This window comes from Bacillus sp. MUM 116 (genome assembly GCF_001866655.1).
Classification (GTDB): domain Bacteria; phylum Bacillota; class Bacilli; order Bacillales; family Cytobacillaceae; genus Neobacillus.
Map to the genome: position 1 here is coordinate 112,367 of NZ_MLYR01000046.1, position 25,535 is coordinate 137,901.

The 25,535-nt window shown below is 38.9% G+C and carries 25 protein-coding genes; 4 read left to right on the plus strand and 21 right to left on the minus strand.

Going from position 1 to position 25,535, the window contains the following annotated elements; translation table 11 throughout:
* Window positions 1-87: 87 nt before the first annotated feature.
* The 15 genes from murD to BIV60_RS13110 all read right to left on the minus strand — a co-directional run bounded on the left by murD (window position 88) and on the right by BIV60_RS13110 (window position 17,360).
* Window positions 88-1,440 (minus strand): UDP-N-acetylmuramoyl-L-alanine--D-glutamate ligase, encoded by a 1,353-nt coding sequence (gene murD / locus BIV60_RS13035; RefSeq protein ID WP_071356173.1) that lies wholly within the window; start codon window positions 1,438-1,440, stop codon window positions 88-90.
* The gene (gene mraY, locus BIV60_RS13040) at window positions 1,441-2,415 is read right to left on the minus strand and encodes a phospho-N-acetylmuramoyl-pentapeptide-transferase (RefSeq protein WP_071356174.1); all 975 of its coding nucleotides are present in this window, start codon (window positions 2,413-2,415) and stop codon (window positions 1,441-1,443) included.
* Window position 2,416: 1 nt separating this feature from the next.
* Window positions 2,417-2,872, minus strand: a complete 456-nt coding sequence (locus tag BIV60_RS13045) for a hypothetical protein (protein WP_071356175.1) — start codon at window positions 2,870-2,872, stop codon at window positions 2,417-2,419.
* Between the two features lie 3 nt (window positions 2,873-2,875).
* Entirely contained in the window at window positions 2,876-4,336 is a 1,461-nt protein-coding gene (locus BIV60_RS13050; protein WP_071356176.1) for a UDP-N-acetylmuramoyl-L-alanyl-D-glutamate--2,6-diaminopimelate ligase, read from the minus strand.
* A gap of 320 nt (window positions 4,337-4,656) precedes the next feature.
* Window positions 4,657-6,576, minus strand: a complete 1,920-nt coding sequence (locus BIV60_RS13060) for a stage V sporulation protein D (RefSeq protein WP_071356178.1) — start codon at window positions 6,574-6,576, stop codon at window positions 4,657-4,659.
* A 107-nt stretch (window positions 6,577-6,683) separates the two neighbouring features.
* Window positions 6,684-8,900 (minus strand): penicillin-binding protein, encoded by a 2,217-nt coding sequence (locus BIV60_RS13065; protein ID WP_071356179.1) that lies wholly within the window; start codon window positions 8,898-8,900, stop codon window positions 6,684-6,686.
* Window positions 8,897-9,253, minus strand: coding sequence for a cell division protein FtsL (gene ftsL, locus BIV60_RS13070; RefSeq protein ID WP_071356180.1), 357 nt, complete (start codon window positions 9,251-9,253; stop codon window positions 8,897-8,899). Before ftsL ends, BIV60_RS13065 begins: the two co-directional genes overlap by 4 nt.
* 22 nt (window positions 9,254-9,275) lie before the next feature.
* Window positions 9,276-10,208 carry a 16S rRNA (cytosine(1402)-N(4))-methyltransferase RsmH gene (gene rsmH, locus BIV60_RS13075; RefSeq protein WP_071356181.1) on the minus strand — a complete coding sequence of 311 codons (933 nt, stop codon included), beginning with the start codon at window positions 10,206-10,208 and terminating at the stop codon, window positions 9,276-9,278.
* A gap of 63 nt (window positions 10,209-10,271) precedes the next feature.
* Window positions 10,272-10,703: a division/cell wall cluster transcriptional repressor MraZ gene (mraZ, locus tag BIV60_RS13080; RefSeq protein ID WP_071356182.1), complete on the minus strand. Its 432-nt coding sequence runs from the start codon at window positions 10,701-10,703 to the stop codon at window positions 10,272-10,274.
* Between the two features lie 146 nt (window positions 10,704-10,849).
* A complete protein-coding gene (bshC, locus tag BIV60_RS13085) occupies window positions 10,850-12,484 on the minus strand; it encodes a bacillithiol biosynthesis cysteine-adding enzyme BshC (RefSeq protein WP_071356183.1) in 1,635 nt (544 codons plus the stop codon).
* A gap of 359 nt (window positions 12,485-12,843) precedes the next feature.
* Window positions 12,844-13,239 (minus strand): DUF3397 domain-containing protein, encoded by a 396-nt coding sequence (locus BIV60_RS13090; protein ID WP_071356184.1) that lies wholly within the window; start codon window positions 13,237-13,239, stop codon window positions 12,844-12,846.
* Window positions 13,236-14,138, minus strand: a complete 903-nt coding sequence (locus tag BIV60_RS13095) for a 2-dehydropantoate 2-reductase (RefSeq protein ID WP_071356185.1) — start codon at window positions 14,136-14,138, stop codon at window positions 13,236-13,238. The genes BIV60_RS13090 and BIV60_RS13095 overlap by 4 nt, the downstream gene beginning before the upstream one ends.
* Before the next feature lie 97 nt (window positions 14,139-14,235).
* Window positions 14,236-15,777 (minus strand): acyl-CoA carboxylase subunit beta, encoded by a 1,542-nt coding sequence (locus BIV60_RS13100; protein ID WP_071356186.1) that lies wholly within the window; start codon window positions 15,775-15,777, stop codon window positions 14,236-14,238.
* Between the two features lie 19 nt (window positions 15,778-15,796).
* On the minus strand, window positions 15,797-16,009 hold the full coding sequence (locus tag BIV60_RS13105; RefSeq protein ID WP_071356187.1) for an acetyl-CoA carboxylase biotin carboxyl carrier protein subunit: 213 nt from the start codon (window positions 16,007-16,009) through the stop codon (window positions 15,797-15,799).
* A gap of 13 nt (window positions 16,010-16,022) precedes the next feature.
* Window positions 16,023-17,360: an acetyl-CoA carboxylase biotin carboxylase subunit gene (locus tag BIV60_RS13110; protein ID WP_071356188.1), complete on the minus strand. Its 1,338-nt coding sequence runs from the start codon at window positions 17,358-17,360 to the stop codon at window positions 16,023-16,025.
* Window positions 17,361-17,601: 241 nt separating this feature from the next.
* Here BIV60_RS13110 and BIV60_RS13115 point away from each other — a divergent pair, with 241 nt between their 5' ends.
* Complete coding sequence (locus BIV60_RS13115; RefSeq protein WP_071356189.1) at window positions 17,602-18,075, plus strand: N-acetyltransferase; 474 nt, start codon at window positions 17,602-17,604, stop codon at window positions 18,073-18,075.
* Between the two features lie 29 nt (window positions 18,076-18,104).
* Here the strand turns inward: BIV60_RS13115 and BIV60_RS13120 are convergent, their stop codons facing one another.
* The 4 genes from BIV60_RS13120 to BIV60_RS13135 all read right to left on the minus strand — a co-directional run bounded on the left by BIV60_RS13120 (window position 18,105) and on the right by BIV60_RS13135 (window position 20,464).
* Window positions 18,105-18,722, minus strand: coding sequence for an RsfA family transcriptional regulator (locus BIV60_RS13120; protein WP_071356190.1), 618 nt, complete (start codon window positions 18,720-18,722; stop codon window positions 18,105-18,107).
* Between the two features lie 81 nt (window positions 18,723-18,803).
* Window positions 18,804-19,568, minus strand: a complete 765-nt coding sequence (locus BIV60_RS13125; protein WP_071356191.1) for an enoyl-CoA hydratase/isomerase family protein — start codon at window positions 19,566-19,568, stop codon at window positions 18,804-18,806.
* Window positions 19,569-19,689: 121 nt separating this feature from the next.
* The gene (rpmF, locus tag BIV60_RS13130; RefSeq protein ID WP_024029176.1) at window positions 19,690-19,863 is read right to left on the minus strand and encodes a 50S ribosomal protein L32; all 174 of its coding nucleotides are present in this window, start codon (window positions 19,861-19,863) and stop codon (window positions 19,690-19,692) included.
* Window positions 19,864-19,939: 76 nt separating this feature from the next.
* The gene (locus BIV60_RS13135; RefSeq protein ID WP_071356192.1) at window positions 19,940-20,464 is read right to left on the minus strand and encodes a YceD family protein; all 525 of its coding nucleotides are present in this window, start codon (window positions 20,462-20,464) and stop codon (window positions 19,940-19,942) included.
* Between the two features lie 319 nt (window positions 20,465-20,783).
* Here BIV60_RS13135 and BIV60_RS29660 point away from each other — a divergent pair, with 319 nt between their 5' ends.
* Complete coding sequence (locus BIV60_RS29660) at window positions 20,784-20,957, plus strand: hypothetical protein (protein ID WP_177177289.1); 174 nt, start codon at window positions 20,784-20,786, stop codon at window positions 20,955-20,957.
* A 102-nt stretch (window positions 20,958-21,059) separates the two neighbouring features.
* A complete protein-coding gene (locus BIV60_RS13140; protein ID WP_071356193.1) occupies window positions 21,060-22,268 on the plus strand; it encodes a nucleotidyltransferase in 1,209 nt (402 codons plus the stop codon).
* A gap of 23 nt (window positions 22,269-22,291) precedes the next feature.
* Here the strand turns inward: BIV60_RS13140 and BIV60_RS13145 are convergent, their stop codons facing one another.
* Both BIV60_RS13145 and BIV60_RS13150 read right to left on the minus strand, forming a co-directional pair.
* Window positions 22,292-23,311, minus strand: coding sequence for a SepM family pheromone-processing serine protease (locus tag BIV60_RS13145; protein WP_071356194.1), 1,020 nt, complete (start codon window positions 23,309-23,311; stop codon window positions 22,292-22,294).
* Between the two features lie 7 nt (window positions 23,312-23,318).
* On the minus strand, window positions 23,319-24,098 hold the full coding sequence (locus BIV60_RS13150; RefSeq protein WP_071356195.1) for a patatin-like phospholipase family protein: 780 nt from the start codon (window positions 24,096-24,098) through the stop codon (window positions 23,319-23,321).
* Window positions 24,099-24,291: 193 nt separating this feature from the next.
* Between BIV60_RS13150 and ylbJ the strand changes: the two genes are divergently transcribed.
* Window positions 24,292-25,512: a sporulation integral membrane protein YlbJ gene (ylbJ, locus tag BIV60_RS13155; protein ID WP_071356196.1), complete on the plus strand. Its 1,221-nt coding sequence runs from the start codon at window positions 24,292-24,294 to the stop codon at window positions 25,510-25,512.
* The last annotated feature ends 23 nt before the right edge of the window (window positions 25,513-25,535 follow it).

Genomic DNA, 25,535 nt, shown 5'->3' on the forward strand with positions numbered 1-25,535 from the left:
GCTTGTAATGAACCTTGGTGGAGAACAATGATTGTCTAGCTCCAGTGCACGTAAAAAGGACGCTGGAACTTTTCTGTGGACAAGCCCTTACTTAAGCTTATGCACCGCTTCGATAAAAATGTCTCCCCTAACTTCAAAAGTTTTAAATTGATCCCAGCTGGCACATGCAGGAGATAACAAAATCACATCGCCTGATTCAGAATGCTGAAAAGCTACAGGCACGGCTTCCCCAACATTATCGACACGCTTGATTATTTTTATTCCCGTCTCTTTGGCAACACGTTCGAGTTTAGGTGCAGTTTGACCAAATGTAATTAACACTTTAACATTCTTTAAATATGGAATAAGTTCATCAAATTCATTACCTCTATCCAAACCGCCGGCCAATAAAATAACCGGAGTTTGGAAAGCCTTTAATGCAGTAATGGTCGCCAATATATTGGTCGCTTTTGAATCATTATAAAATTTACGTCCGTTGATTTCCCTAACATACTGCAGGCGATGCTTTACCCCAGCAAACGTTTTGAGCACTTCTTGAATGGATTGATTATCTACCCCTGAGAGCTTGGCTGCGACAAGCGCAGATAGGATATTTTCCAGATTATGTATACCCGGCAGAGCGATATCCTTCACTTGCATCACTTTTTCCCCGTTATAACAAATCCATTCATCACAAAGATATGCGCCTTCTGATAATTGGCTTTTTGTTGAAAATGGAATAATTTTAGCTTTGGAATTACGGGCAATTTCCATTGTATCTTCTTGATCGTAATTAACAATTAAATAATCAATTTCTGTTTGATTTTTGGTTATATTTGCTTTCGCCTTGATATATTCTTTTCTTGTTCCATGGTAGTCCAAATGTGCATCGTATATATTTGTTATAATCGCAATTTTAGGAGCGAATGTCTTAATCCCCATTAACTGAAAGGAAGATAACTCGATGACAATCGTATTTTCCTTTGTTGTTTCTTCCGCCACACCTGAGGCAACTGTGCCAATATTTCCGGCAATCAGCGGCTGTTTTTTTCCTTCTTTCAACATTTCATAAACAAGGGTGGTCGTTGTTGTTTTTCCATTTGTTCCAGTAATTCCAATAAACGGTGCTTCGGAAATTTGGTAAGCAAGTTCTACCTCAGTAATAACCGGAATGCCTTTTTCTAAAGCCCCTTCGATGATTGGGTTGCTATACGGGATTCCAGGGTTTTTGACTATCAATTCAAACCCCTCATCAAGAAGTTCTACGGGGTGTTCACCACAAATGACTTTAATCCCTTCTTCCAACAATCCACGTGCTTCCGGGTTTTCCGATAATGGCTTTCGATCGTTTACAGTTACAAACGCCCCAAGCTTATGTAAAAGTCGTGCTGCTGTTACCCCGCTTTTTGCCAGTCCAAGTACGAGAATTTTTTTATGTCGATATGTTTCAACCTGTTTCAATTACAACCACACCTCGATATAGATTCCAAGAATCGCTAATATTAGTCCAACACTCCAAAAAGTCACTACAACCCGCCATTCAGACCAGCCGACTAACTCATAATGGTGATGTAATGGGCTCATTCGGAATATCCGCTTCCCTGTAGTTTTAAAGGAAATGACCTGAAGAATAACCGATAATGTCTCAATAACAAAAACACCACCGATAATGATTAGCAAAATTTCATGCTTGGTTAAAATGGAAATAGCCGCTATTGCCCCGCCAAGTGCTAGCGAACCGGTATCTCCCATAAAAACCTTTGCAGGATGCGCATTAAAAACTAAAAATCCTAAGACTGCACCAACAATCGCAACGGAAAAAATTGCTACCTCCACCTGTGATTGATTCCAGGCAAGAACGGCATATGCCCCGAAAGCGATTGCCGCAGTTCCGGAAACTAAACCATCTAGTCCATCCGTTAAATTAACTGCATTGGAAAAACCTACGAGCCAAAAAATAATGAAAAAGACAAAAAACCAGCCTAAATCAAAGGAATAATTCCAGAAAGGCAAAGTGATTTCCGTTGGAAAGCCATTTTGTTTATAAACAAAATAAAAAATAACCGATATAATAATTTGTCCTAAAAGTTTTTGTTTGGAGGTTAAGCCTAAATTCCGCTTTAAAACCACCTTAATAAAATCATCGAGAAAACCAAGCAAACCAAAGCCGAACGTTACAAGTAAAAGTAAATACGTTTTCACGGTTGGCGCGGAAAACTTTCCTGTCATCACTAAAGTAGTAATAATAATTGAAAATAAAATCATAATTCCGCCCATTGTTGGCGTTCCCGTTTTCTTTAGATGGGATTGCGGTCCCTCTTCGCGAATGCTTTGTCCAAATTTCAACCTTCTTAAGAAGGGAATAAAAATGGGAGAGAGCAATACGGAAATAAGAAATGACATGATGATTGTAAATAAGATTACCTGCTCCAGCATTTTATCCCTTCCTTTCTTGACTTGCCGCATTGGATTTATCAGATAATTCATTCAACATAGCAGCAATATCATATGTTTCGTTATTTTTGTTAAGAATTTTTTTATTTAAGATATCAAATTTTGTTATATTCATTGTCTTTTCTGTTTCTCCATCTAATTTTTCTATATATTGTTTCAAAATTAACCGTACCGCTCCTCCCGGATCTTCCGCAAGAAATACCGGAAAGTGATTTGGAGTGTAGCGGGGCAGCATTTTTCCTTTCTGCCATATTGCAGCAATTGCTCCATTGACAAGCGCCTCTTTTAGGTCACCTGATTCCTCACTAAGGGGTACAAAAATCCCCTTGGGCTGATTTGCACTTGCTTGGTCCGTTACCGTGTAAAACATAAGATTGGCATCATGAGCTCCCCGGATTTCATGAATGAAATTCGCAATATCTTTATAAACTAAATACATCTCCTATCTCCCCTTGATTGCATCTCGAGCCACGAGCCGATCATCAAAATCATAAACATTGTTCCCTATAATTTGGTACGTTTCATGTCCTTTACCTGCGATAAGAATCACATCACCTTCTGACGCACGTTCAACTGCTGCTTCAATTGCTTGTTTTCTGTCGGGTATTACTTCGAATTTTAAGCCTTGTACACCGGATACCATATCATTAAGAATACCCTTAGGATTCTCGCTTCTTGGATTATCGGATGTAAAAATCGGGTCTGTGGCATATTGGCAGGAGATTTTAGCCATCAATGGTCTTTTTGTTCGGTCCCTGTCACCACCGCACCCTACAACTACAAAGATTTTTTTTCGCGCAAACTGCCGGACTGTTTTTAAAACATTCTCCAAGCTATCTGGAGTATGGGCATAATCAACGATGATTGTAAAGTTTTGACCTTTATCAACTAGTTCAAATCTTCCTGCCACTCCTTTAATACTTTCAATAGATTGGATAATTTGAGATATTGGTACACCTGATACAAGTGATGCCGAAACGCCGGCTAAAACATTATAAACATTGAATTTCCCTAATAGCTGAATTTTAACCGGGTATTGATCCTGATTGATGATTAAATCAAAGCTTGTGCCAAAGGATTTCATTTGAATATTTTCCGCCCGGATATCCGCACGATTGGTAATCCCATATGTAATGACATGCGCAGCAGTAGATTTTTCGAACAAAACGGATGCAGATTCATCAGCATTTAGAATGGCGAATTTCGGTTTATTTTTTTCAAAGGTATTTCCCAGCTGAGAAAATAGAAGGCACTTCGCTCGATGATAGTCTTCCATTGTTTTATGATAATCAAGATGGTCCTGGGAAAGGTTGGTAAAAACAGCAACATCATAGTCACAGCCATGAACCCTTCCCATATCTAATGCATGGGAAGAAACCTCCATTACGGCCATTTCAACACCTGCAATGACCATTTGACGAAAGTTTTTCTGCAGGGTAAGACTATCTGGAGTCGTGTTTTTTGTTTCGATTGTCCGGTTGCCTATTTTTGTATACATTGTACCAATCAGACCCGTTTTTCGGCCTGCATCTGAAAAGATTTTTTCAATTAAATGGCTGGTTGTGGTTTTTCCATTCGTACCGGTAATACCGATTAAATGCATTTTTTTCGATGGCTGCCCGTAGAAAGCATCGACGAGAACAGCCATAGCCCGGGTGGTATTCTTTACTAAAATGACCGGAACATCAAGCGGGAGCGTTTTTTCAGCTAAAATAGCTGCAGCACCATTTTTAACGGCATCTTCTGCATAGTCGTGTCCATCCACGGTGTACCCTTTGATACAAATAAATAAGCTTCCTTTTTGCACCTTACGGCTATCATTTTCAATTGAAAAAATTTCCGGATTTGCGCCCGAATACGGGACTAATGAATGCAAATATTCAAGGAGATTTAATAGCTTCATTTTTCACTCAAATCCTCTCATGACTAAGAAGTACATAGCTGCTTTGTCAGAAGACCCTAAGAAGTTTCATCTTATTACAATGCAAGCGTCCTGCCACTCAATTACTATCCTGCTCCTGCGGCAAAGAATATTCAAGGAAGTACTGGTCACCTCGTCGCATGCCTGCAAGGATGAAAATTCAGTGATGTTGGCTGATCGAGGCGCTTACGCTTTTCCTATTTTACATGAAATTAAAACCAAATTCCATTCTACCATTAATTGCAGCGGAAAAATAGGCGGCAGAATACATATTCCAGCCGCCTACCCCATTACTTTTATATCTATTCACCATTCCCAAAATAAAGTCTAATTTTCGAACCTTCTTTTAATTTTGTTCCCGGAGCAGGAGATTGCCTTACCACTACATCCCCTTCACCGCTCGCATCAATTTTCAAATTAATCATTTGCTCACCAATTTCACTCTTTGTCATTCCAACAAAATCAGGCAGTTCGATAACAGGGACATCATCCCAAGCCTTTTTCTTCTCAATTTGGTTTTTGCGAGGCTCAACGCCCATGGCACGCAGGCTGTCCTTCATAATATTTCCAACAATCGGCGCCGTTACTTGTCCCCCGAATTGAACAACGCCCTTCGGATTATCAACAGCCACATAAACTACAAGCTGCGGGTCATCAGCAGGTGCAAAGCCAACAAAGGAGAGAATATAATTATTTTCTAAATAACGGCCATTTTGTGCTTTTTGTGCTGTACCGGTTTTACCACCAATCCGATAAGAGTCAACAAACGCCTTTCCCCCAGTCCCTTGAGCAACAACACTTTCAAGTGCTTCGCGGACCTTTTTAGACGTTGCTTCGGAAATCACTCTTCGTTTTGCCACAGGTGTATTTCTCATCACCACTTCATTTGTTAGAGGATCAAAAATCTCCTTTGCAATATAGGGCTTATAAAGTATTCCACCGTTAACAGCCGCTGCAACCGCTGTAACCTGCTGAATCGGAGTCACCGATACTCCCTGACCAAAAGCAGTAGTTGCCAATTCTACCGGACCAACCCGATTCATATTAAATAAAATCCCTGTTCCTTCACCTTGTAAATCAATTCCTGTCTTTTGGCCAAAACCAAAATTCTTAATATATTTAAACAAGGTATCTTTACCCAACCGTTCTCCCAGTTCAACAAATCCCGGGTTACATGAATTTTGCACAACCTGTAAAAATGTTTCATCGCCATGACCGCCGCGTTTCCAACATCTGAGTCTTGCACCCGCCACCGTTACATATCCAGGATCATGGAAATGCTCCTTCTCCAAATTCACTTTTCCTTCTTCCAAAGCAGCAGCAAGGGTAATAATTTTGAAGGTAGAACCAGGTTCATATGTTGACCACACAGGAAGGTTCCGGTTATATACTTCCTGAGGGACATTTCTAAAATTGGAGGGATCAAAAGTAGGGCGGCTGGACATTCCTAATATTTCCCCATTATTCGGATTCATTGCGATGGCAATAATTCCATCTGGATTATATTTAGCCTCGGCAATATCTAATTCCCGTTCCATAATGGTTTGGATTTTCGTATCAATGGTTAATTGTAAATCAAGACCATTTTTGGGTGCTTCATAATCATCCGGCATATCGTTCATCCGTTTTCCTTTTGCGTTGGCATAAAATTTTACAGCTCCCCGCTCCCCGCTTAGTTCCTTGTCATAATACTTCTCAAGTCCCATCAACCCCTGGTTGTCCACTCCAGCAAAGCCAAGAACATGGGAAAGATAGCTTCCAAACGGATAATGGCGTTTAGAATCTTCACCTATATAAATTCCATCAAGACCTAATGCCCTTATTTCTTTCGCCTTTTCATGGGAAATTTTCCTACCCTCTTTGACTCTGACAATCGATTGTCCCTGGGTAATTTCCTTATAAGCCTTTTCCTTTGTAATATTTAACACGGAGGCAAGTTTTTCGGCTGTTTCCGCAGGGTTGCTAATTTGTCTTGGAACAACCCAAACGGTTGGAGCACTGATATTTGTTGCTAATGGGACCCCATTTCGGTCGACTATCTCTCCACGTTCAGGCTCAAATGGGATATTCCTGCTCCATGAATCTTTGGCACGATTGGTCAACATATCGCCAAGAAAAAACTGTACATACCCAAGTCTGACATCAATAATTAAAAAGACAAGTATTCCAACGAAAAGTGCAATCATTAACCGTTTACGGACAGTTACATTTGAAACACGCATACTTTGAACGAGCCTCCTTTGTGTGGTCGTTCCATTTATATGCTTGTACAATTGCGAATAGACCGTAAGGAAAAAGAAAACTCGCCCACTAAAAATGGGCGAGTTTTCTAATCGCTAGGAGTTTGATCAGAATTTTTTTCTTGTCCGGTATTCCCTATGTTTTTTGACTGCTGTTCCGGAGATTGCAATTGAACGATCAGATTTTCTCCCGATTTTAATGGAGAACCAGGAGTAAGATTCTGTTTCACGACATAACCACTGCCCGCAACATTAAACTTTAAATCAGCTATTTCTGCAAGTTGCATAACATCCCGTAGTGACCAACCCGTCATATCAGGAGCAATCAAATCACCACTAGTTCCTAATAATACTTTTTCACCTTCTAATATCGTTGTTCCAGCCTTTGGAAGCTGCATGGTTACATCTGGTCCCTTTCCGAGAACAATTGGATTAAATCCTTGACTTTTTAAATCTTTGACGGTTTCCGTTACCGAAGCTCCGGAGAAATCACCAATCTTAACAGAAGTGGATTTTTCCAATTTGGAAGGGCGGATATTTAAGTATTGCAAACTATTTTTCATCACCGGATTAAAGATCTCCGAAACAGGGCGGGAGCCCAATTCATAGTTGTCAATTTGCGGCTGCTGCACGGCAACATAAACAATTAATTTCGGATCATTTTTTGGTGCCATCCCTAAAAAGGAAAAAATATAATTCTGTTGCCCTGTTAAATATCCACCCCCATTAGGGTTTGGAATATTCGCAGTACCTGTTTTACCAGCAACACTATAGCCATCAATCTTGTACCGATGTCCTGTTCCATTTTTAGAAGTAACAACCGTTTCAAGATAATCTCTGACTGTTTTCGCTGTTTGTGCTGTTATTGGTGTGCCAGCGACTTCGGTTTCTGTCTGTTTAATTACTTTTCCAGTATCATGATTTACAATTTTATCCACCACGTGCGGCTTCATCATTTTCCCGTCATTGGCAATAGCTGTGGCTGCTTGAATTAGTTCTATTGGTGTAACGGCAGTCCCTTGACCAAACGCTGTAGTTACTTTTTCGATTGGGTAATTAAATTGAATTCTTCCTGCTGCTTCATTTGGAAGGTCAATTCCTGTCGGCCGGTCAAAGCCAAATTTGCTTAAATACTCCCTGAATTTCTCAAAGCCCAATTTCTCATCTGCAATCTTGGCAAAGGCTACATTCGATGAACGCTGCAAACCTTCTAAATACGAAATGGTTCCCCACCCCGAATAATTATGGTCATGTATCGCAGGTGACCGAGGTGAAACTTGATAAGAACCCGATTTATACTTTTCATTCGGATTAAAGACTCCTTCATTTACAGCCGCAGCAAGGGTAAAAATCTTCATTGTCGACCCCGGCTCATAAGAAGTTTCAATTGCCTCGTTATGCCAGCCGTCCGTAATCCCTTCTTTCGTTTTCGGATCAAAGGACGGACGCTGTCCCATTGCTAAAATATCACCCGTTTTTGGATCCGCAACAATCGCGATAATTTTTTTCGGCTTATATTTCTTTGCCACATTATTCATCGCATCTTCTAAAAATGTTTGGATTTTCTGATCAATTGTTAAATAAACATCATCCCCATCCTTGGCCGGAGAAATGTTTTCCTTTTTATCTGGGAGAATATAGCCCCATAGGTCACTTTCATAATTTAGTTTTCCATTTGTTCCAGTTAAATAATTGTTTAGCGTTTTTTCAATCCCCATTTGTCCAACCATTTTATACGATTTATCTTTTTGTTCAACTGGATCCGTATACCCTACTAAATGGGAGGCAAATATTCCGTTTGGATAGAAACGTTTCATTTGCGGAATGAAGGTAATCCCTGGAAGCTTTAAATCCTCAATTTTCCTTTTCGTTTCAATCGAAATATCTTTCCCTGCCCGGCCAAATTCAACCTGGAACATATTTGGTTGGTTTAATCTTCTATAAATCTCCGTTTCATCCATATTAATGTATTTTGCCAATTCCATCGCTGTTTTCTGAGGGTCCGTGACATGCATTGGATGCTTCGGGTCCGTCGTCATCTTTTTACTTAAAATGGCCAAAAGTGAATAGGAAGCTGTGTCTTCTGCGACAACTTCTCCATTTCGATCATAAATAATCCCTCTTGTGGCTTCGAGTGTTCCTGTTCGTGTATATTTTTTCATTGCCTTGGCCGCAAGCGGCTGCCCGGCAGCTTCACCGGATATTTCAATTGAAAAATAGCGGAAAAGTAATACAAAAAAGAGCAGGCCGAATATTACAAATAAACAGGCTGCTCCAACATTCATATAGGGCTGTTTCTTAATCATTTTTGCACAACCTTGACGTTATTTTCATTTAAAACGAGTCCCATTTCCTTTGCTTTTTCATAAATACGTTCATACGTACTTAGTTCGCTTACTTGAACTTTTAAGTCATTATTTGCTTTCTTTTGCATTTCAATCGTGGATTCAGATTCTTGAATCGCTTTATTCACCTGCCAAATTTGCGCTTGATTCGAAATCATGTGAATGGCTCCGAAACAAACCATACCGGCAAACGCTATACCGAGTACCTTCTCCCCGGGTGTGAGCCAGGACTTTTTAACTATTACTTTCGGTTTTGCTTGAATCGATTCTGAAACTTGTTGCTGCTCTTGATATTTCCTGGCAAGATTACTCAAATTTTTCCCCTCCAGCTATTTTTTATATTTTTTCTGCGATTCGAAGCTTCGCAGATCGGGCACGATTGTTTTGTTCGAGTTCTTCTTCAGATGGAAGAATTGGTTTTCGAGAGATTAATTTTAATGTTGGTTTGTACTGATCTGGAATAATCGGTAAACCATGGGGTAAATCAGGGGCTGTGCTCGCCTTTTTAAATGCCGCCTTACAAATCCGGTCCTCTAGCGAATGGAAAGTAATCACACTGATTCTTCCTCCCGGATTTAAAATGTCAATTGCTTGGTTTAATGACTGTTCAAAAACGGATAATTCGTCGTTTACGGCAATTCTTATCGCCTGAAAAATTCTTTTGGCTGGATGTCCGCCTTTTCTCCGAGCCGGCGCAGGGATTGCGTCCTTTATTATTTCAACCAATTCAGCTGTTGTCTCAATTGGTCTGGATTCTCGTGCTGTTTCAATTTTCCTTGCGATTTGCTTAGAAAATTTCTCTTCACCATAGCGAAAAAAGATTCGGACTAAATCTTCATAATCCCAATGATTAACGACATCATAGGCCGAAGTGTGTGCTTCAAGATCCATTCTCATATCCAATGGGGCATCATGATGATAGCTGAATCCTCTTTCCGGTGTGTCTAACTGTGGGGATGAAACCCCTAAATCATAAAGAACACCATCAACTTTCCTGATTCCTAAGGCTTCGAGTTCATCCTTTAAATGTAAAAAATTACTTTTAATAATGGTCAATTTTTCTAGATTAGGCGATAACTTTTCCTTCGCATGAGCAATCGCCGCCTCATCCTGGTCAAAGGCATATAGTTTTCCCTCGGAACCTAATTTTGAAAGAATGAGGGAACTATGCCCTGCACCGCCTAGCGTACAATCAACATAAATACCATCCGGTTTAATATTCAGACCTTCTACAGCTTCGTTTAATAACACTGTTGTATGTTCAAACATTTTTCTAACCACCTTATCCAATCGAAACGATATATAATGAGTTATTTTCATATAACTTTTCCATTATATATCAAAGCCAATCATATTTTCTGCTATATCAGCAAAAGATTCTTCAGACTGGTCAAAATAGTCTTCCCAAATCTGTTTACTCCATATTTCAATTCGATTGGAAACACCGAGGACGACACATTCTTTTTCCAGTTTTGCATATTGAAGCAATGGGGCAGGAATATTAACTCTTCCTTGCTTGTCCAATTCACTTTCAGTGGCACCTGAGAAGAAAAATCGAGTAAATGCACGGGCATCTTTCTTGGTCAGCGGTAAACCTTTCAGTTTTTCCTCCAATACTTTCCACTCTGTTAATGGGTAACCAAACAAACATTGATCCAAACCTCTTGTGATAATAAACATTTCACCTAAATCATCACGAAATTTGGAGGGCACAATCAAACGGCCTTTGTTATCAATGCTGTGATGGTATTCACCCATGAACATAGCCCCTACCCCCACTTTCTATATAAAATGTACCACATTCCCCCACTTTCCTCCACTTATTTTTACTATTCGTTTTCAAGATTTAAAATCCCTTTAAAACTTGTAATTTTTCTCAAAAAAAAGAAACTTCACAAAACGGGAAGTTTCTACATTTTTATTATTTTATGTCGTCCATCAAACTCAAAGCTTAGTTCCATAATATTTCTAATTAAATCAAGTCCGTATTGATTTAAATAATAAAATATATTCCAAGTTCTTTCCTGCGGGAACCCGTCAGGTCTTAACGAAAGATCCACACGATTAAATTTGTTCAGGATGACATCATATTTTAATTTCACGGAATCCTCCAATTTCTTTTGCATGAATTCCAGTTCTTTAATGAGCTTGATCTCATTTTTCTTTAATAATGGAAGAAGGCCTTTATCAAGCTTGACAGTTTTCGCTTCAATCAATCGGTATTGCGACGTCAATTGTTCCTTTGCAGCCAAAAATAAATCTTCCGCTTCTTTATCTTTTACCGAGTCAAGGAACTGCTCTTTTTCCTTTGATGACCCCTTCGTTAAAACAGTAGACAAAGATAAATTTAATTCATCCAAGTCCGTTTCAATAGAACGATCGAGGAATGTAATATTCAGCCTTGGAACAATCGGTGGCATTTTCATATTAAACAATTCAAAAACAAGCTTTAATTCCGCCCAATATGAAATTTCTCCAGGGCCGGCAATAAAAGCAATGGTTGGAAAAAGCAATTCCTGCATTAAAGGTCTTGTCACCACATTATTGCTTAACTTTTCAGGTTCTGTCCCTGCAATCTCCATTAATTCATCCTTTGTTAGTGAGATGCTCCCACTCTTCCCCACAAATCGGTCTGTTTCCAAATTGTATTCGAGAAGAATTCTCTCATTCAATCTTTCATCGTAATAGAATAAATTTGCAGCCCGTTCATTTGCTTCAATTGTTATGGGATAACCCTTTTGACTGATTTCATTCTGCTGTTTTAATAACGAATAGGTAATCGAATTATGATGAATTATTTGCTCAGTCAAAAACTCTTTTTGAATCTGTCGGAAAAGCCGGTCTCCTGAATCAATAATTAATAAGCCGTAATCTTTAAACATCTCCATTACAATGTTTGCAAAAAAATCAACAAACGTAACAGATTTGCTTATTTGCTCCTCAGCAAATGCAATAAGCTTGTTGGTATGATTGGTTTCACCGAAGTTTTCAATTACATTTTGCACCCAGGCCAGACAGATGTCTTTATCCAAGTGAATATCAGAAACCATTTTCTTTTGAAAAACTTTCTCTGGATAAATCCATTTATCCACTCTTTTATCTACCGGAACAAAAACATGATTTACCTCTTGAAAGTCATGGTCCTCACCGGCAATCCAAAATACAGGGATTACAGGAACGCCTAGTTGACGTTCTTTTTGCTCAGCTAATTTAATGATGGAGATCACTTTATGTATCGAGTAAAGAGGTCCTGTTAATATGCCTGCCTGCTGCCCCCCTATGACAACCACGCTTTCAGGATTTAGCAGCTTTTCAAAAGATTTTTCCACCGCTTTCGATGAAGGATATCCCTTCATAAATCCCCTAATATGTTCAGTTAGTTTTTCACGGGGGAAACGACGATTTTTCAATTCTGTTAATCGATCCTGGTCATCAGATATTTGATTATATCGATAATGGAAAAATGTTTGTATATCAGCTGCCTGTTCCAAATAATTAGAAGCAAAGCGGTTTACAGCCGGTAAAGAGAGATTTAAAATCTCCATTAATGTACATCCTTTCTAATCAACCATATTCATTCCTTAAGAGTATAGCATTAACCACTGTTTTTCAAAAAAAACTTTGCTTATGAAAGTGAAACTTCAATCAGTGGGGGCTTTTTCCCACTGATTGTTAGTCCCGTTCTACTGTCTCTAATAACAAGGCTGACGCCCTGTTAAAGAGACAGTACGAACCCGATTGGTTCAACTAAGCCCCTGCTGACGCAGCGGCAAGTTTCACTGTATCTCACAAATCGGGCAGTTACGGGCAGTTGATCCCCCACTTAGCTAGGTTCCTCAAGTTCTTAAAATGGGGAGCTTACTGCACGTTAATGCAGGAGAAAATTCTTGAAAACGATATTTTTTTATGAGAAAAAGGTAAAAGTCAAGGCCCGATGAATCAACCCATAAAATGTAAGAGCCATGTAGGCAAGGAAAAAAAGGACAAAATTACATCTCCAAAATCCTTTTAACAACTTACCGAAAAGAATCTCACCTTTTATTTTCCAATGAACCACCACAAACGTCATCGCAATGAAAATCATTATTACTATTATGATCCAGAAAAACGATTTCCCCCAAATGGTAAGAATTAAAAAATGAACAGCAATAATAAACAAAACCGTCGTAAAATCCAATGCCTTATGGACAGATTTACGCTTATTCTTTGTTAGAAACCTGAAAAACATATAAGCAGCAATAAATCCAAATGGAGGTAGAACGAAAAAAACAGATAAAATTGTCGATAAAATGGTGATCATCGAAAATCACCAATTTTAAGCTCCTTACCCTTTATTAGGAAATAAAGACTTTCAACAAGTGGAGCATTCATCGACCCACTTCTTGCTTTTTCCAATAAAAAGCCTAATATGGCTTCCACTTCTGTTTTTCGATTTGCTTCAATATCTTTGAGCATCGAAGAACGATTGTCAGCCGTTTTATTGCAGATCTCAACTATTTTCTTGAAATGAGGTTCAGGTTTATCTAAATTTAAAAGAATTGAAATCTCATCAAATAAACGGACGACAGTCTGAAAATAAAATTCGTTTTTGATTAATTCACCATTTTTTACTCCAAGGATGGCAGTTAATGGATTGATCACTGCATTGGCAATTAGTTTATTCACCAACATTTCATAAAAATCATCCTTAATGACCATTGGAAATTCACATGGGACCAATGCAGTCAATTCCTTTAAAACGAAATGATCTCCGCGAAAAACTGCAACATTTGTGACACCCTCCCCATTATGGCTGACAGTATAAGCATTTTCCCGATATGCACCATGTTCAACCGAACCAATATAAACCTGCGGTCCCTTCAGGCTCTCCAATTGCTTTATATGGGCCATCCCGTTTTGTAAAAATAACAGTTTTTTCGGGGTTAATGATAAACTATTTATTCTATCAATAATCTCGGCTAGTTGATATCCTTTCACTGCAATAAAAGTTAAGTCTTCCGTCCCGTCCCATTTCGTTACCGGAAAAGCATCGACAAATGCTTGCGTTTCATTATTGTCCTTTTTTAAAATTATTCCGTTTTTTTCAATTGAGTGTGCCTGCTCTTCTGAACGAGTATAAAGTGTAACGTTAAAAACACGGCTCAAATAGGATGCAAATAATAATCCAAGCGACCCGGCACCAATAATTCCAATTTTCAAGAAAATCCCTCATTTTTTCACTTTTCTATTATTTTACCAAAAGCTTTTTCTCATGATAAGAAAAATCCCTTTTCACAAAAGCGAAAAGGGGCTGTTTTTATACAGGATAAACAGGATGTTTACGAACGCTGAATGCTAATTCTTTTGTTTCATAATAAGCTAAACGCTGAATTAATACATCGCGCAGTTCCTTCGGTGCAACGATTTCGTCAACAATTAACTCTGAGGCAAGCTTATAAATATCAATGCTTTCTTTATATTCCGTATGCTTTTCTTGTACAAAAGCGATTTTTTCTTTCGGGTCGACAATTTGGTTTATTTTATTAGAATAAACTGCATTTACAGCTGCTTCCGGCCCCATTACGGCAATTTGTGCTGTTGGTAAAGCGATACAGCAGTCCGGCTCAAAGGCTGGACCAGCCATTGCATAAAGCCCTGCACCATATGCTTTTCTCACAATGACGGAAATTTTTGGGACCGTGGCAGAGCTCATCGCAGCAATTAATTTGGCTCCGTGCCGGATAATTCCGGCCCGCTCTACTTTTGTTCCAATCATAAAGCCTGGGACATCGGCAAGGAATAATAAAGGGATATGAAATGCATCGCAAAGTTGTATAAACTTGGCCGCTTTATCAGCGGAATCCACAAACAAGACACCGCCTTTTACTTTTGGCTGATTGGCGATGATTCCTACTGCTCGGCCGTTGATTCTCGCCAATCCCGTGATAAGCTCTGCCGCAAACAGCTTTTTAATTTCATAAAAACTCTCCAAATCCACTAGGCGGTCAATACATTCATACATATCAAACGGGGCATTTTGATTTTCCGGAATTATCGCTTCCAGGTCACGACCTTCCTTTGGTGCAGTCCCGGCTGTTAACTTTGTTTTTTCTTTAAAGCTCGCGGGAAAATAACCCAGGTATTTTTTAGCAGATTCAATCGCTTCTTCTTCACTATAAACAAGTACATCGCCACAGCCACTTACCGAACAATGCATCCGGGCACCGCCCATTTCTTCCAGGCTGACTTTTTCACCTATTACCTTTTCCGCCATGCGAGGTGAACCAAGATACATGGAGGCATTTTGATCAACCATAATGACAATATCACAGAATGCCGGAATATAGGCACCGCCGGCAGCAGAAGGTCCGAAAAGTAAACAGATTTGCGGGATCATGCCGGAAAGCTTTACTTGATTATAGAAAATCTTTCCGGCACCGCGCCGATTTGGAAACATCTCTAATTGGTCGGTGATTCGCGCACCTGCAGAGTCCACCAGGTAAAGTAATGGAACCTTTAATTTTTCCGCCGTTTCTTGAATGCGGATAATTTTTTCAACCGTTCGGGCTCCCCATGATCCTGCTTTAATGGTAGAATCATTCGCCATGACACAAACGGTTTGACCATTAATCTTACCAATTGCACAAACAACACCATCAGCAGGCAAATCTCCCGCTTGAAAATTTGCAAATTTCCCATCTTCCTCATATTTACCTTCATCAAATAATAATGCTAGTCGGTCTCGAACAAACAGTTTGTTTTGTTCTTTTAGTTTTTCATGATATTTTACGTGGCCCCCCGCATCAATTCTTTTACGATTTTCGATAAGTTGTTCGTTCAAGGTATTGGTTGTCGCCATTGTCCTCCTCCTTATCCAGCTATTCGATTACAAGCAAAATATCGCCTTCATTAACAAAATCACCGGTACTCACTTTACATTCTCTGACAATGCCTTCAGTTGAACTTTCAATCGGGATTTCCATTTTCATTGATTCAAGTATTAATACTTCTTGCCCCAATTTCACACCATCACCGTTTGAAACAAAAATATTTAAAACTGTTCCAGCCATTGATGCACTAATTTCTCTCATGTTCATCAACTCCTTAGTCTACTAATTGTTTTGTTAAGAAATTGGTGGTGTAAAAACCCTTTTGAAACTCATCATTACCGAGAATTCTTAGGAAAATTGGGGCGTTCGTTTTAATCCCTTCAATTTTCAAGCTGGTAAAAAAATTTCCTGCAAGCGACAATGCCTCACTGCGTGACTCTCCATAGAAAATACATTTAGCAATCATAGGATCATAAAAAGGAGATACAGTTCCTCCACTTTCATAACCGGCATCCACGCGGACACCTTGCCTTTTTTCCCACTCGAAAACGGTAATTTTACCAGGAGACGGTAAAAACCGAACAGGATCCTCCGCATAAAGCCGAAATTCAATTGCATGACCAACAGACTTGATTTCCGATTGCTTTTTAGGAAGTTTTTCTCCTCGTGCAATCAAAATTTGCCATTTAACTAGGTCAATTCCTGTGATTTGTTCGGTAACAGGATGCTCTACCTGTAGCCTTGTATTCATTTCCAAAAAATAGAAATCCCCTTGTTCATCCACTATGAATTCAATCGTTCCGGCATTTGTGTAGTCTACTGCTTTTGCCGCCTTGATGGCAGTTTCATACATTTTTTCTCCGGATTTATTGGATAGGAAAGGAGACGGAGTTTCTTCTACAACCTTTTGATGTCTTCTTTGAATGGAACAGTCTCTTTCATATAAATGAACAATATTGCCATGGTTATCACCAAAAACTTGTATTTCAACATGTCTTGAGTTTGCAATATATTTTTCGATAAAAACTTCATCAACACCAAAATAAGCCAAAGTTCTTGACTTTGTCGAAGCATATGTTTTAACGAGCGCTTGCTCATTTTCACATAACACCATTCCGATACCTCCACCTCCGCCACTTGCTTTGAGCATTACAGGGTATCCAATCGTTTTGGCCAAAGAGCATGCATCTTCCAATGTCTTTAATCCATGACTGCTGCCGGGCACCACTGGAACACCTGCCCGTTCCATTGCTTGCCGCGATACGATTTTATCCCCCATTAGCTCAATGACCTCCGGCTTAGGACCGATAAAAATGATTCCTTCCTTGATGGTTCTTAAGGCAAACCTGGCATTTTCAGATAAAAATCCATATCCTGGATGAATGGCATCCACCTTTTCATCTTTGGCAATGGCTAAAATTTTTTCTACCTGCAGATAGGATTTCGTAACCTGAGGCTCACCAACATACACGGCTTTGGATGCCGCTTTAACATAGGGCATTTCTCTATCGGCATCTGAATAGATTGCAACTGTCTCAATCCCCATTTCATGACAGGTTTTTATAATCCGAAGCGCAATTTCTCCCCTGTTGGCAATTAAAATTTTTTGCACATGATTTCCCCTTTCTGAACCTTTTGTCCGCCCACATTATATGTTTCTACAACATTCACGAATTTTCCTGCTATTTTTGAAAACGCTTCCTAAAGTTTAATGGAGGAATTTTTTTTAATTTTGTTATATAATAAAAGTAGTTTGGTTTGAATTATTCAGAAATTATTTTCTTTCCATTTTATTCAGTCATACTTGAATATATACGGATGATGTTATTAATCATTAATAGGGGGTTCTTACCATGGCATCAAAAGTTGAAAAGCTAAGAGTTAATTTTAAAACACTTGAGGAATTTAAAAAATTCAAGCAATACGGCATTCAAGAGTTATCTATGCTAGAAGACTTACAAGAAAATATGGTGGAAGATTATAGCGACTCACCATTTTATGGTATTTATTTCGGAGACACACTTGTAGCAAGAATGAGTTTATATCAAATTGACGCGAAATTTGACCGCTATTTCTACCCGCCACAAAATTATTTAGAACTATGGAAGCTTGAGGTACTGCCTGACTATCAAGGAAAAGGCTATGGCAGACAACTTGTAGAATTTGCAAAAAGTTTTGGTCTGCCTATTAAAACAAATCCTAGGGTCCATTCCAGTGAATTTTGGAATAAAATGGATTTCGATGCCGTTGAATATGATATGGAACGCGACCGGGGCGAAAATCCACTTGTATGGTATCCAGAAGGTGTAGAAGCGCAGCAGAACTAAAATAAAAAGCGGACATAAATGTCCGCTTTTTATTTTTCAACTCTTTCAAGGTTCCCGTTTTTGTCCATTTGGAATCTTACCTTTTGCTGACGATCTTCCTCCTGAAGGACGACCATTTTTCTTGCTCTTTCCATAATTTCAATTAAGGATCGATAATCTTCCTCAATTGCTTTTAAGTTTTTACTTAGTTTTTCATTTTCCGCTGCCAGATAGAAGATTTTCTTTTCTAATTCTTTGATTTTTTCAACTGATTTTTCCCGGTCATCTTCAATGTTTGAACTAACCTCTGCCTTCCTATGAAGCCCCTCTAAAAAATGGATAACGGTTTGAAAACTTACAGTTTCACTATTTGTTTTAATTGTAGTGATTTCCATCACCTCTTCACTAAGTTTCTCTTCTTCCACTTGAGACACATGCTTTTTCAATTCTTTTCGTTGTTTTTTGGCAAGTTCAATCCCTGATTTATATTGTTTCCTGACAAAAGAATTCCACCGGAAGCCACAGGCTGCTGCAGTTCTGGAAAGTTGTTTACCTACTTCCTCAAACGCCTGCAGCTGCGTTCCTCCCTCACGGATATGCCTTAAGACAACTTCGGCAAGCAATAAATCTTCATCTTGTGACCATGCATCTTGACGAGTTGGCGACATTTCAGAATCCCTCCTAGTGTTTTTATTCATACATATGCATCTACTAGAAAAGATAGACTGAAACAGTACCCGATTTCATGGTTAATTCTTTGATTTTTTATTCAAAAACATTTGGACATAATGATGATGGGCTTCACTTTCCCAAAGACGGGCACAAGTTCGAACTTCCTTCTCTATTCTTTCTTGCAGTTTCGTTTCCTCCCACCTTCTAATCCAAATCTGTTTATAGGCTTGCAAAACATCTTTGTCCTTGGATAAGAGATTTTCGAGATATAATTCACATGCTTTTATTGGGTCAGTCTCGTATATGGCGTCAATCAATCCTATTTCATTTAATCTTTCTGCATGATGAATTTCGGCATCCATTAACAACTTCATGAAAACAGGATTTGGCAGCTTTTCCGCCAAAATCGTTCCCCCTCCCCAGCCTGTTGTAATTGCCTGCTTGCCTTGAATGAAACCTGCTTTTGTTCCCTCTCGCGCCAAACGAAAATCACAGGCTATGGCTATCTCACATCCACCTCCAACCGCATGTCCATTCATAATGGCAATAGTCGGTACTGGTAAAGTTAACAAAGAATAAAGAATTTTTGACATTTCTGAAAGCATCGAATAGGCATCTTCCTCTTTTTCAAGTAGGTGAAACACTGCTAAGTCACCACCTGAACAAAATGCATTCTCCCCTTCGCCCGTGATAACCAAGGCCAAAACATCAGGGGCTGCTGAAAGTCGAATAGCTTCCGAAAGCCCTTCCATAACCTCATAATTCACAGCATTTCTTTTATCACTTCTTGTGATGGTAAATAATAAATATCCCTTTTCTGATTTCTCAATGGTATAGGCCAAATTCCGTTCCCCCTTCACCTTTCAATCTGAAATATGTATGGATTGTTCTTTTATGATCATCTCTTATTAACGACAAAAGCACAAGGCTCTATGTCCTTGTGCTTTTTATCCTTATTGAAAATTAGTCGTTAACAACGTCTTTTCCTTTGTATGTTCCGCAAGCTTTACATACGCGGTGAGCGAGTTTCATTTCACCACAGTTTGGGCAACTTACCATACCAGGTACGTTTAATTTAAAATGAGTACGACGTTTTCTCTTTGCAGTTTTAGAAGTTCTTCTAAAAGGTACAGCCATTCTTCCCACCTCCTTAAAGAGTATAAAGAAAGTTATGAAAACCCTAGGATTTCCATTTTGCAACGTGTTTTTCCGATTATGATTCGGAAGAATTGTCATTGTCAAAAAACTTAGCAAGTCCTGCTAGTCTTGGATCAATTTTTTTCGATTGATCCTCTTCATGAATCACTTCCCAATCCTTACCGGATTGCGGTGCAGCTTCTTCATTTTTGACATCTTCGCAAAAAACCTGCATCGGAATCTCAAGTAAAAGGATTTCTCTAATGATTGGCATTAAATCAATCACATCACCTTTTACCTGATAAACTTCCTCTTCAGTTTCATATTCTGAAGCATGTAAGAGGAATGTTTCAGTTGTTTCGACATTGATAGGGAGTTTTACATCCACTAAGGTACGAGAACAAGGAAGAATTAAATGACCTTCAATTTTTATATGAAACGTCACTTTCGTTGAATCAATATCCCCTTTGCCGGTAATGTGCATAGTAGATACCTCTCGGATAGTTGGATCATCTTGTTTAATCTCATCAACCCGAATCGTTTCATCAATCGGAAAATCCTTGTTACGATATTTTTGTATTTGGCTTAATGTCCATTTCAATTGAATCACCCCAAGGCAACAAAAGTAATTATAGCCTTCGATTAAATTTTTGTCAATGTTTTTTCTTTACACCCATAAAGGTGATTTCTTCAAATAAATATCCGTAAAAAGCAATCACTTATAAGTGTGTCCACTTACACTCTTTACAAACATTTATATTGTCATAATGCTTATTTGTTTAATGGATAAGCTCTTCTAAAATTGTAATTTCATAAGGTATTGCGAAAATGAGAAAGAAGATGTTATCAATATGTACAATTCACCACAGTCTTTTCCTACAATGTCTATGGGCGGAGGTTACTTTGGAGGGCCCCTTTATGTGGGAGTAGGACCTTATGGATCATGGGGAGCAGGTATGCCATATTATCACATAGGTTACCCTGGATATTATTATGGACATCTCCATAACGGGTATGATTGGAATGGAAATGGCTGGAATAATCATGATTGGAACGGACATTGGCATGGATATGAATGGGATGACAACGATTAAAAACGCGTAAGAATAATAAAATGAGGGGGATATATAAGATACTCCCTTTTAATCCGTTATAATAAATATACGAAAATATAAAAAATGGAGGGAAATTACCCATTGAAAGCTGTTGGTGTAATAGTCGAATACAATCCATTTCATAATGGACATGCCTTTCATGTTCAAGCAGCAAGAGAAACAGCGAATGCTGATATTGTGATTGCGGTAATGAGCGGAAATTTTCTGCAAAGAGGAGAACCTGCCCTCGTTTCCAAGTGGTACCGAACGAAAATGGCATTATTGGGAGGAGTAGATCTTGTTTTTGAGCTTCCTTATCAATTCGCAACCCAAAATGCCGAGGTTTTTGCCGATGGGGCTGTTTCTATACTGGACGCGGTCCATTGTGAATCTTTTTGTTTTGGAAGTGAAAGCGGTGATATTTCCTCATTTTTGCGTACGATTGACTTTATGGAAGAGCATCAGGTTACCCTTAATGAAAAGGTTAAACGGCATATTAAAACCGGTGTCAGCTACCCAAAGGCATTAGCTTTATCCTTTCAAGAATTTAATGAAACTGAAGGATTATTAAACCTGGCAAAACCTAATAACATCCTCGGATTTCAATATATCAAATCGGTAAAAAAATTGAATAGCCAAATGAAACCTTTAACTGTCGCTCGAATGAATGCCAATTATCATGATGAGCATTTTGCTTCAGAAACGATTGCCAGCGCTACGAGCATTCGGAAAGCGCTCTTTTCCCCTGAAGATGCCAGACCAATTGATCAATATGTTCCTGAACAAACAAGAGAATTATTACGGGAATTTTCCAACCTTTACGGTGGATTTCAGCAGTGGGAAAATTATTGGGGTTATTTACAGTTTCGAATCCTGCAATGCAGTCCGGAAGAGCTGAGGAATATTTATGAAGTGGAAGAGGGAATTGAAAATCGGCTAATCGCAGCAGCTTTGACTTCCAGTAGTTTTCAAGAATTTATGGAAAAAATCAAAACGAAACGATATACCTGGACAAGGCTGCAACGAATTTGTGTACATATTTTAACAAATACAGCAAGGGAAGGTATGAAAAAGCCTGAAAGTGCAAAGTATTTACGATTATTGGGGATGACGCAACAAGGAAAAGCCTATTTGAACAAAGTGAAATCCGGGTTAAAACTCCCACTAGTTTCAAAGTTATCTTCCTATAAACAAAAAGAAATTATGCTTGATATCAAAGCTTCACAAATCTATGCATTTGCATTACCTGAAAAGGTAAGAAATGAATTTATACAGCAAGAATTTAAACAATCCCCCATCATATTAGAATAAAAGACGGTGCGCGGCACCGTCTTTTATTTTTCAGGCAATTTTTCTAAATAGACAACAGCTTCATCAAATGAATCTACCGGGACAATCTTCATTTTTGTTTTAATCTCCTTTGCAGTTTTCACAGCTGCCCGGTAGTTTGAACCTTTGACACCCTTTTCATTTGGAGCAAAAAAGATTTCTGCCCCTGCTTTATTTGCAGCTACAATTTTTTGTTCAATGCCGCCAATCGGACCCACAGTTCCGTCAACATCAATCGTACCTGTTCCGGCAATTTGATAGCCCTTCGTCAAATCCTCTTTAGTTAATTGATTATAGATTTCCAATGAAAACATCAAACCGGCTGAAGGACCGCCAATTTCATCCGTTTTTACTTCAACAGGAGGATTTACTTTTACCTCCTTGTCATCAACTAAATAAATTCCGATTCCAACCCGATTCGGCTGTTTTTTTAATGGCTGAACATAAATTTTGGCTGTTTTTGTTTTTTTATTTCTCATAAACGTTAAGGTTACCTGGTCACCCTTATTTTTCTTCGCAACATAAGAAATGAATTTTTCGGAAGATGGGAATTGATGCCCATCAACCTTATAGATTCGATCACCTGCTTGAAGCTTGCTATCCGCCGGCATTCCAGGCACAACATCTACAACATAAATCCCTTTATATTTGTAATTGACCGGAAGGCCTGCTTTTCGATAAGCAACATCGATTGCATTTAATTTTGACTGGGCCATGAGATAAAGCTGTCTTGCATTATATTCTTCATCCGTCTCTGTTTTATCCAAAACCTCATCTACAGGATAGAGTTCTTCATATTTTTTTATTTTTGCTTCCAGATAAGAATAGATAGTTGCTCTCCCCATTCTTACTGTAGTTAGCATAAAATTCCCCTTTTCATTGTAACCATCCTCCACCTTTATAATGGGGTGAAGCTCTTTTGCCATCCCTGGTTTTGTCACATAATAGGGAAGTGTATAAAACAACCCGCCAATTAAAAGAATGATGATGATTATAAGAGAGCTGACATATATTTTTTTACGCATTCCACCATTACTCCTTCCACTGCTCAATAACCTGTTTGATTTGAGGAATATGTTTTTTAATTTCATCTTCTCCTGCTTTAATAATTTCTTCTATATTGGTGAATGCGCGCGAACTAAACATTTCAACCGGAGGCCGAATCATTATATCAGCAGCAATCTCCCTCGTATTAATGATTTCAGTCTGCATAATATCTATACTTTGCATAATTACATCATAAATCGAGGTAATTTCAGCATTTCTTTTCACCATTGAAACATCCACGGCAATGACAATATCAGCACCCATATCTTTTGCAACCGATACAGGTACACGATCAGAAACACCGCCATCCACTAAAATTCTCCCTTTGTACTTTTCAGGAACAAAAATTCCCGGTATTGAAATACTGGCCCTAACAGCTTCCGCAACCGGACCGGTTCGAAACACTACTTTTTCCCCGGTTAAGAGGTCCGTTGCGACAATTCCAATTGGAAGTGATAAGTCCTCAATATTTTTCCCATGTGTAAAAACCCTGACAAATTCCTTTACTTTTTTTCCGGCGATAAAGCCCATTTTAGGAACAGTAAAATCTAAAAAGTATTTTCGTTTAAAGGCAATTGATAGTTTGTATAAACGATTCACTTCTATTCCAGTACCATAAAAACTTCCGACTAGGGCCCCCATACTGCTGCCGGCTATCAAATGAATAGGAATACCTTCATCCAACAATCCCTTGATAACACCTAAATGCGCAAACCCGCGCGCTCCACCTGATCCAAGTGCTAACCCTATTATTGGCTGTACCATAAAAGTTACCACCCCACTCATCAGCAAAAGTGAAATCTCGTTCAATCTTATGGTCTAATTTCTCGAACTATGAGTATATTTGAGTTATATGAGGACGAGTTGTAAAAGTACATTTGCATGAATATGTCTTATTTTATCATTGAAACTAGGAGATTGCATAGTAACTGTTACCCCTCGGAAGGAGGTCCCCATTGTGTTTCGTTCAAAACTTAAAACGATTGTCTTATCCTTATTGATTACTATTCTAGCTGCCTCTCTCATTAGCTTTCCAAAGGAATCCCTGGAAGCCTCAGTCCGTGGTCTTAAGATGTGGTGGGAAATAGTATTCCCATCCCTGCTGCCATTTTTTATCGTTTCCGAGGTGCTAATCGGCTTTGGAGTCGTTAAATTTATTGGTGTCCTGTTGGAACCCCTTATGCGTCCTATTTTTCGCGTGCCAGGCGTGGGGGGATTTGTATGGGCAATGGGAATGGCTTCCGGGTTTCCTGCAGGTGCAAAATTCACAGCCCGCCTGCGTCAGGAAGGGCAGTTGACCCAAATTGAAGCAGAGCGGCTTGTTTCATTTACAAACTCTTCGAACCCATTATTTATTTTTGGTGCTGTTGCGGTAGGATTTTTTCATAATGCCAAATTGGGCGTCATTCTTGCCTTGGCTCATTATTTAGGTAATATCTGTGTCGGAATCATGATGCGCTTTTATGGCAGAGACAAGAGCAGACATCACGATGAACAAAAGCGAAAATTTATTATTCGATCGGCCTTTTCAACCTTGCATCATACAAGACTTAAGGATAATCGTCCAATTGGAAAAATGCTTGGAGATGCAGTTAATTCCTCGATTCAAACCTTGTTAATGATTGGCGGATTTATTATTTTATTTTCAGTCATAAATACGCTTCTTTATCATTTACATATAACTACACTTTTGGCAAAACTTGTTAAAATGATTTTTTCTGTGTTTTCGTTTACAGAGAATTTAAGTATTCCCTTTATTTCCGGATTATTTGAGCTTACATTGGGGAGCAAACTGACAAGCCAGGTGCATGATGCACCACTTTTGCAACAAACAATGATCGTAAGCTTTATCCTGGCATTTAGCGGCTTTAGTGTTCAAGCGCAGGTTGCAAGTATTTTGGCTCAAGCCAATATCCGCTTCAAACCATTTTTCATTGCGCGCATGATACATGGAGTACTTGCCAGTATTTTTGCCTATCTATTATGGAAGCCGGTTTATCTTCGTTTTTATCAAACAGATCATCCAACGAACGCCATACCTGTTGGTTTATTTGAAAACGGATCATGGATCCACAGTCTTTACGATCAAATGATTGAGGCCGGGCCGCTTATCACGATTATTTCACTTGCTTGTTATACAGTACTTTTATTTCTCAGATTACAAAGAAGCCGGACATAATCATTATGTATGCCCGGCTTCTT

Coding starts and splice junctions, on each gene's coding strand:
- mraY (WP_071356174.1), bottom strand. CDS start 2,415: ATGCTGGAGCAGGTAATCTTATTTACAATCATCATGTCATTTCTTATT.
- BIV60_RS13045 (WP_071356175.1), bottom strand. CDS start 2,872: ATGTATTTAGTTTATAAAGATATTGCGAATTTCATTCATGAAATCCGG.
- BIV60_RS13050 (WP_071356176.1), bottom strand. CDS start 4,336: ATGAAGCTATTAAATCTCCTTGAATATTTGCATTCATTAGTCCCGTAT.
- BIV60_RS13060 (WP_071356178.1), bottom strand. CDS start 6,576: ATGCGTGTTTCAAATGTAACTGTCCGTAAACGGTTAATGATTGCACTT.
- BIV60_RS13065 (WP_071356179.1), bottom strand. CDS start 8,900: ATGATTAAGAAACAGCCCTATATGAATGTTGGAGCAGCCTGTTTATTT.
- rsmH (WP_071356181.1), bottom strand. CDS start 10,208: ATGTTTGAACATACAACAGTGTTATTAAACGAAGCTGTAGAAGGTCTG.
- mraZ (WP_071356182.1), bottom strand. CDS start 10,703: ATGTTCATGGGTGAATACCATCACAGCATTGATAACAAAGGCCGTTTG.
- bshC (WP_071356183.1), bottom strand. CDS start 12,484: ATGGAGATTTTAAATCTCTCTTTACCGGCTGTAAACCGCTTTGCTTCT.
- BIV60_RS13090 (WP_071356184.1), bottom strand. CDS start 13,239: ATGATCACCATTTTATCGACAATTTTATCTGTTTTTTTCGTTCTACCT.
- BIV60_RS13100 (WP_071356186.1), bottom strand. CDS start 15,777: ATGGCGACAACCAATACCTTGAACGAACAACTTATCGAAAATCGTAAA.
- BIV60_RS13105 (WP_071356187.1), bottom strand. CDS start 16,009: ATGAGAGAAATTAGTGCATCAATGGCTGGAACAGTTTTAAATATTTTT.
- BIV60_RS13115 (WP_071356189.1), top strand. CDS start 17,602: ATGGCATCAAAAGTTGAAAAGCTAAGAGTTAATTTTAAAACACTTGAG.
- BIV60_RS13120 (WP_071356190.1), bottom strand. CDS start 18,722: ATGTCGCCAACTCGTCAAGATGCATGGTCACAAGATGAAGATTTATTG.
- rpmF (WP_024029176.1), bottom strand. CDS start 19,863: ATGGCTGTACCTTTTAGAAGAACTTCTAAAACTGCAAAGAGAAAACGT.
- BIV60_RS13145 (WP_071356194.1), bottom strand. CDS start 23,311: ATGCGTAAAAAAATATATGTCAGCTCTCTTATAATCATCATCATTCTT.
- BIV60_RS13150 (WP_071356195.1), bottom strand. CDS start 24,098: ATGGTACAGCCAATAATAGGGTTAGCACTTGGATCAGGTGGAGCGCGC.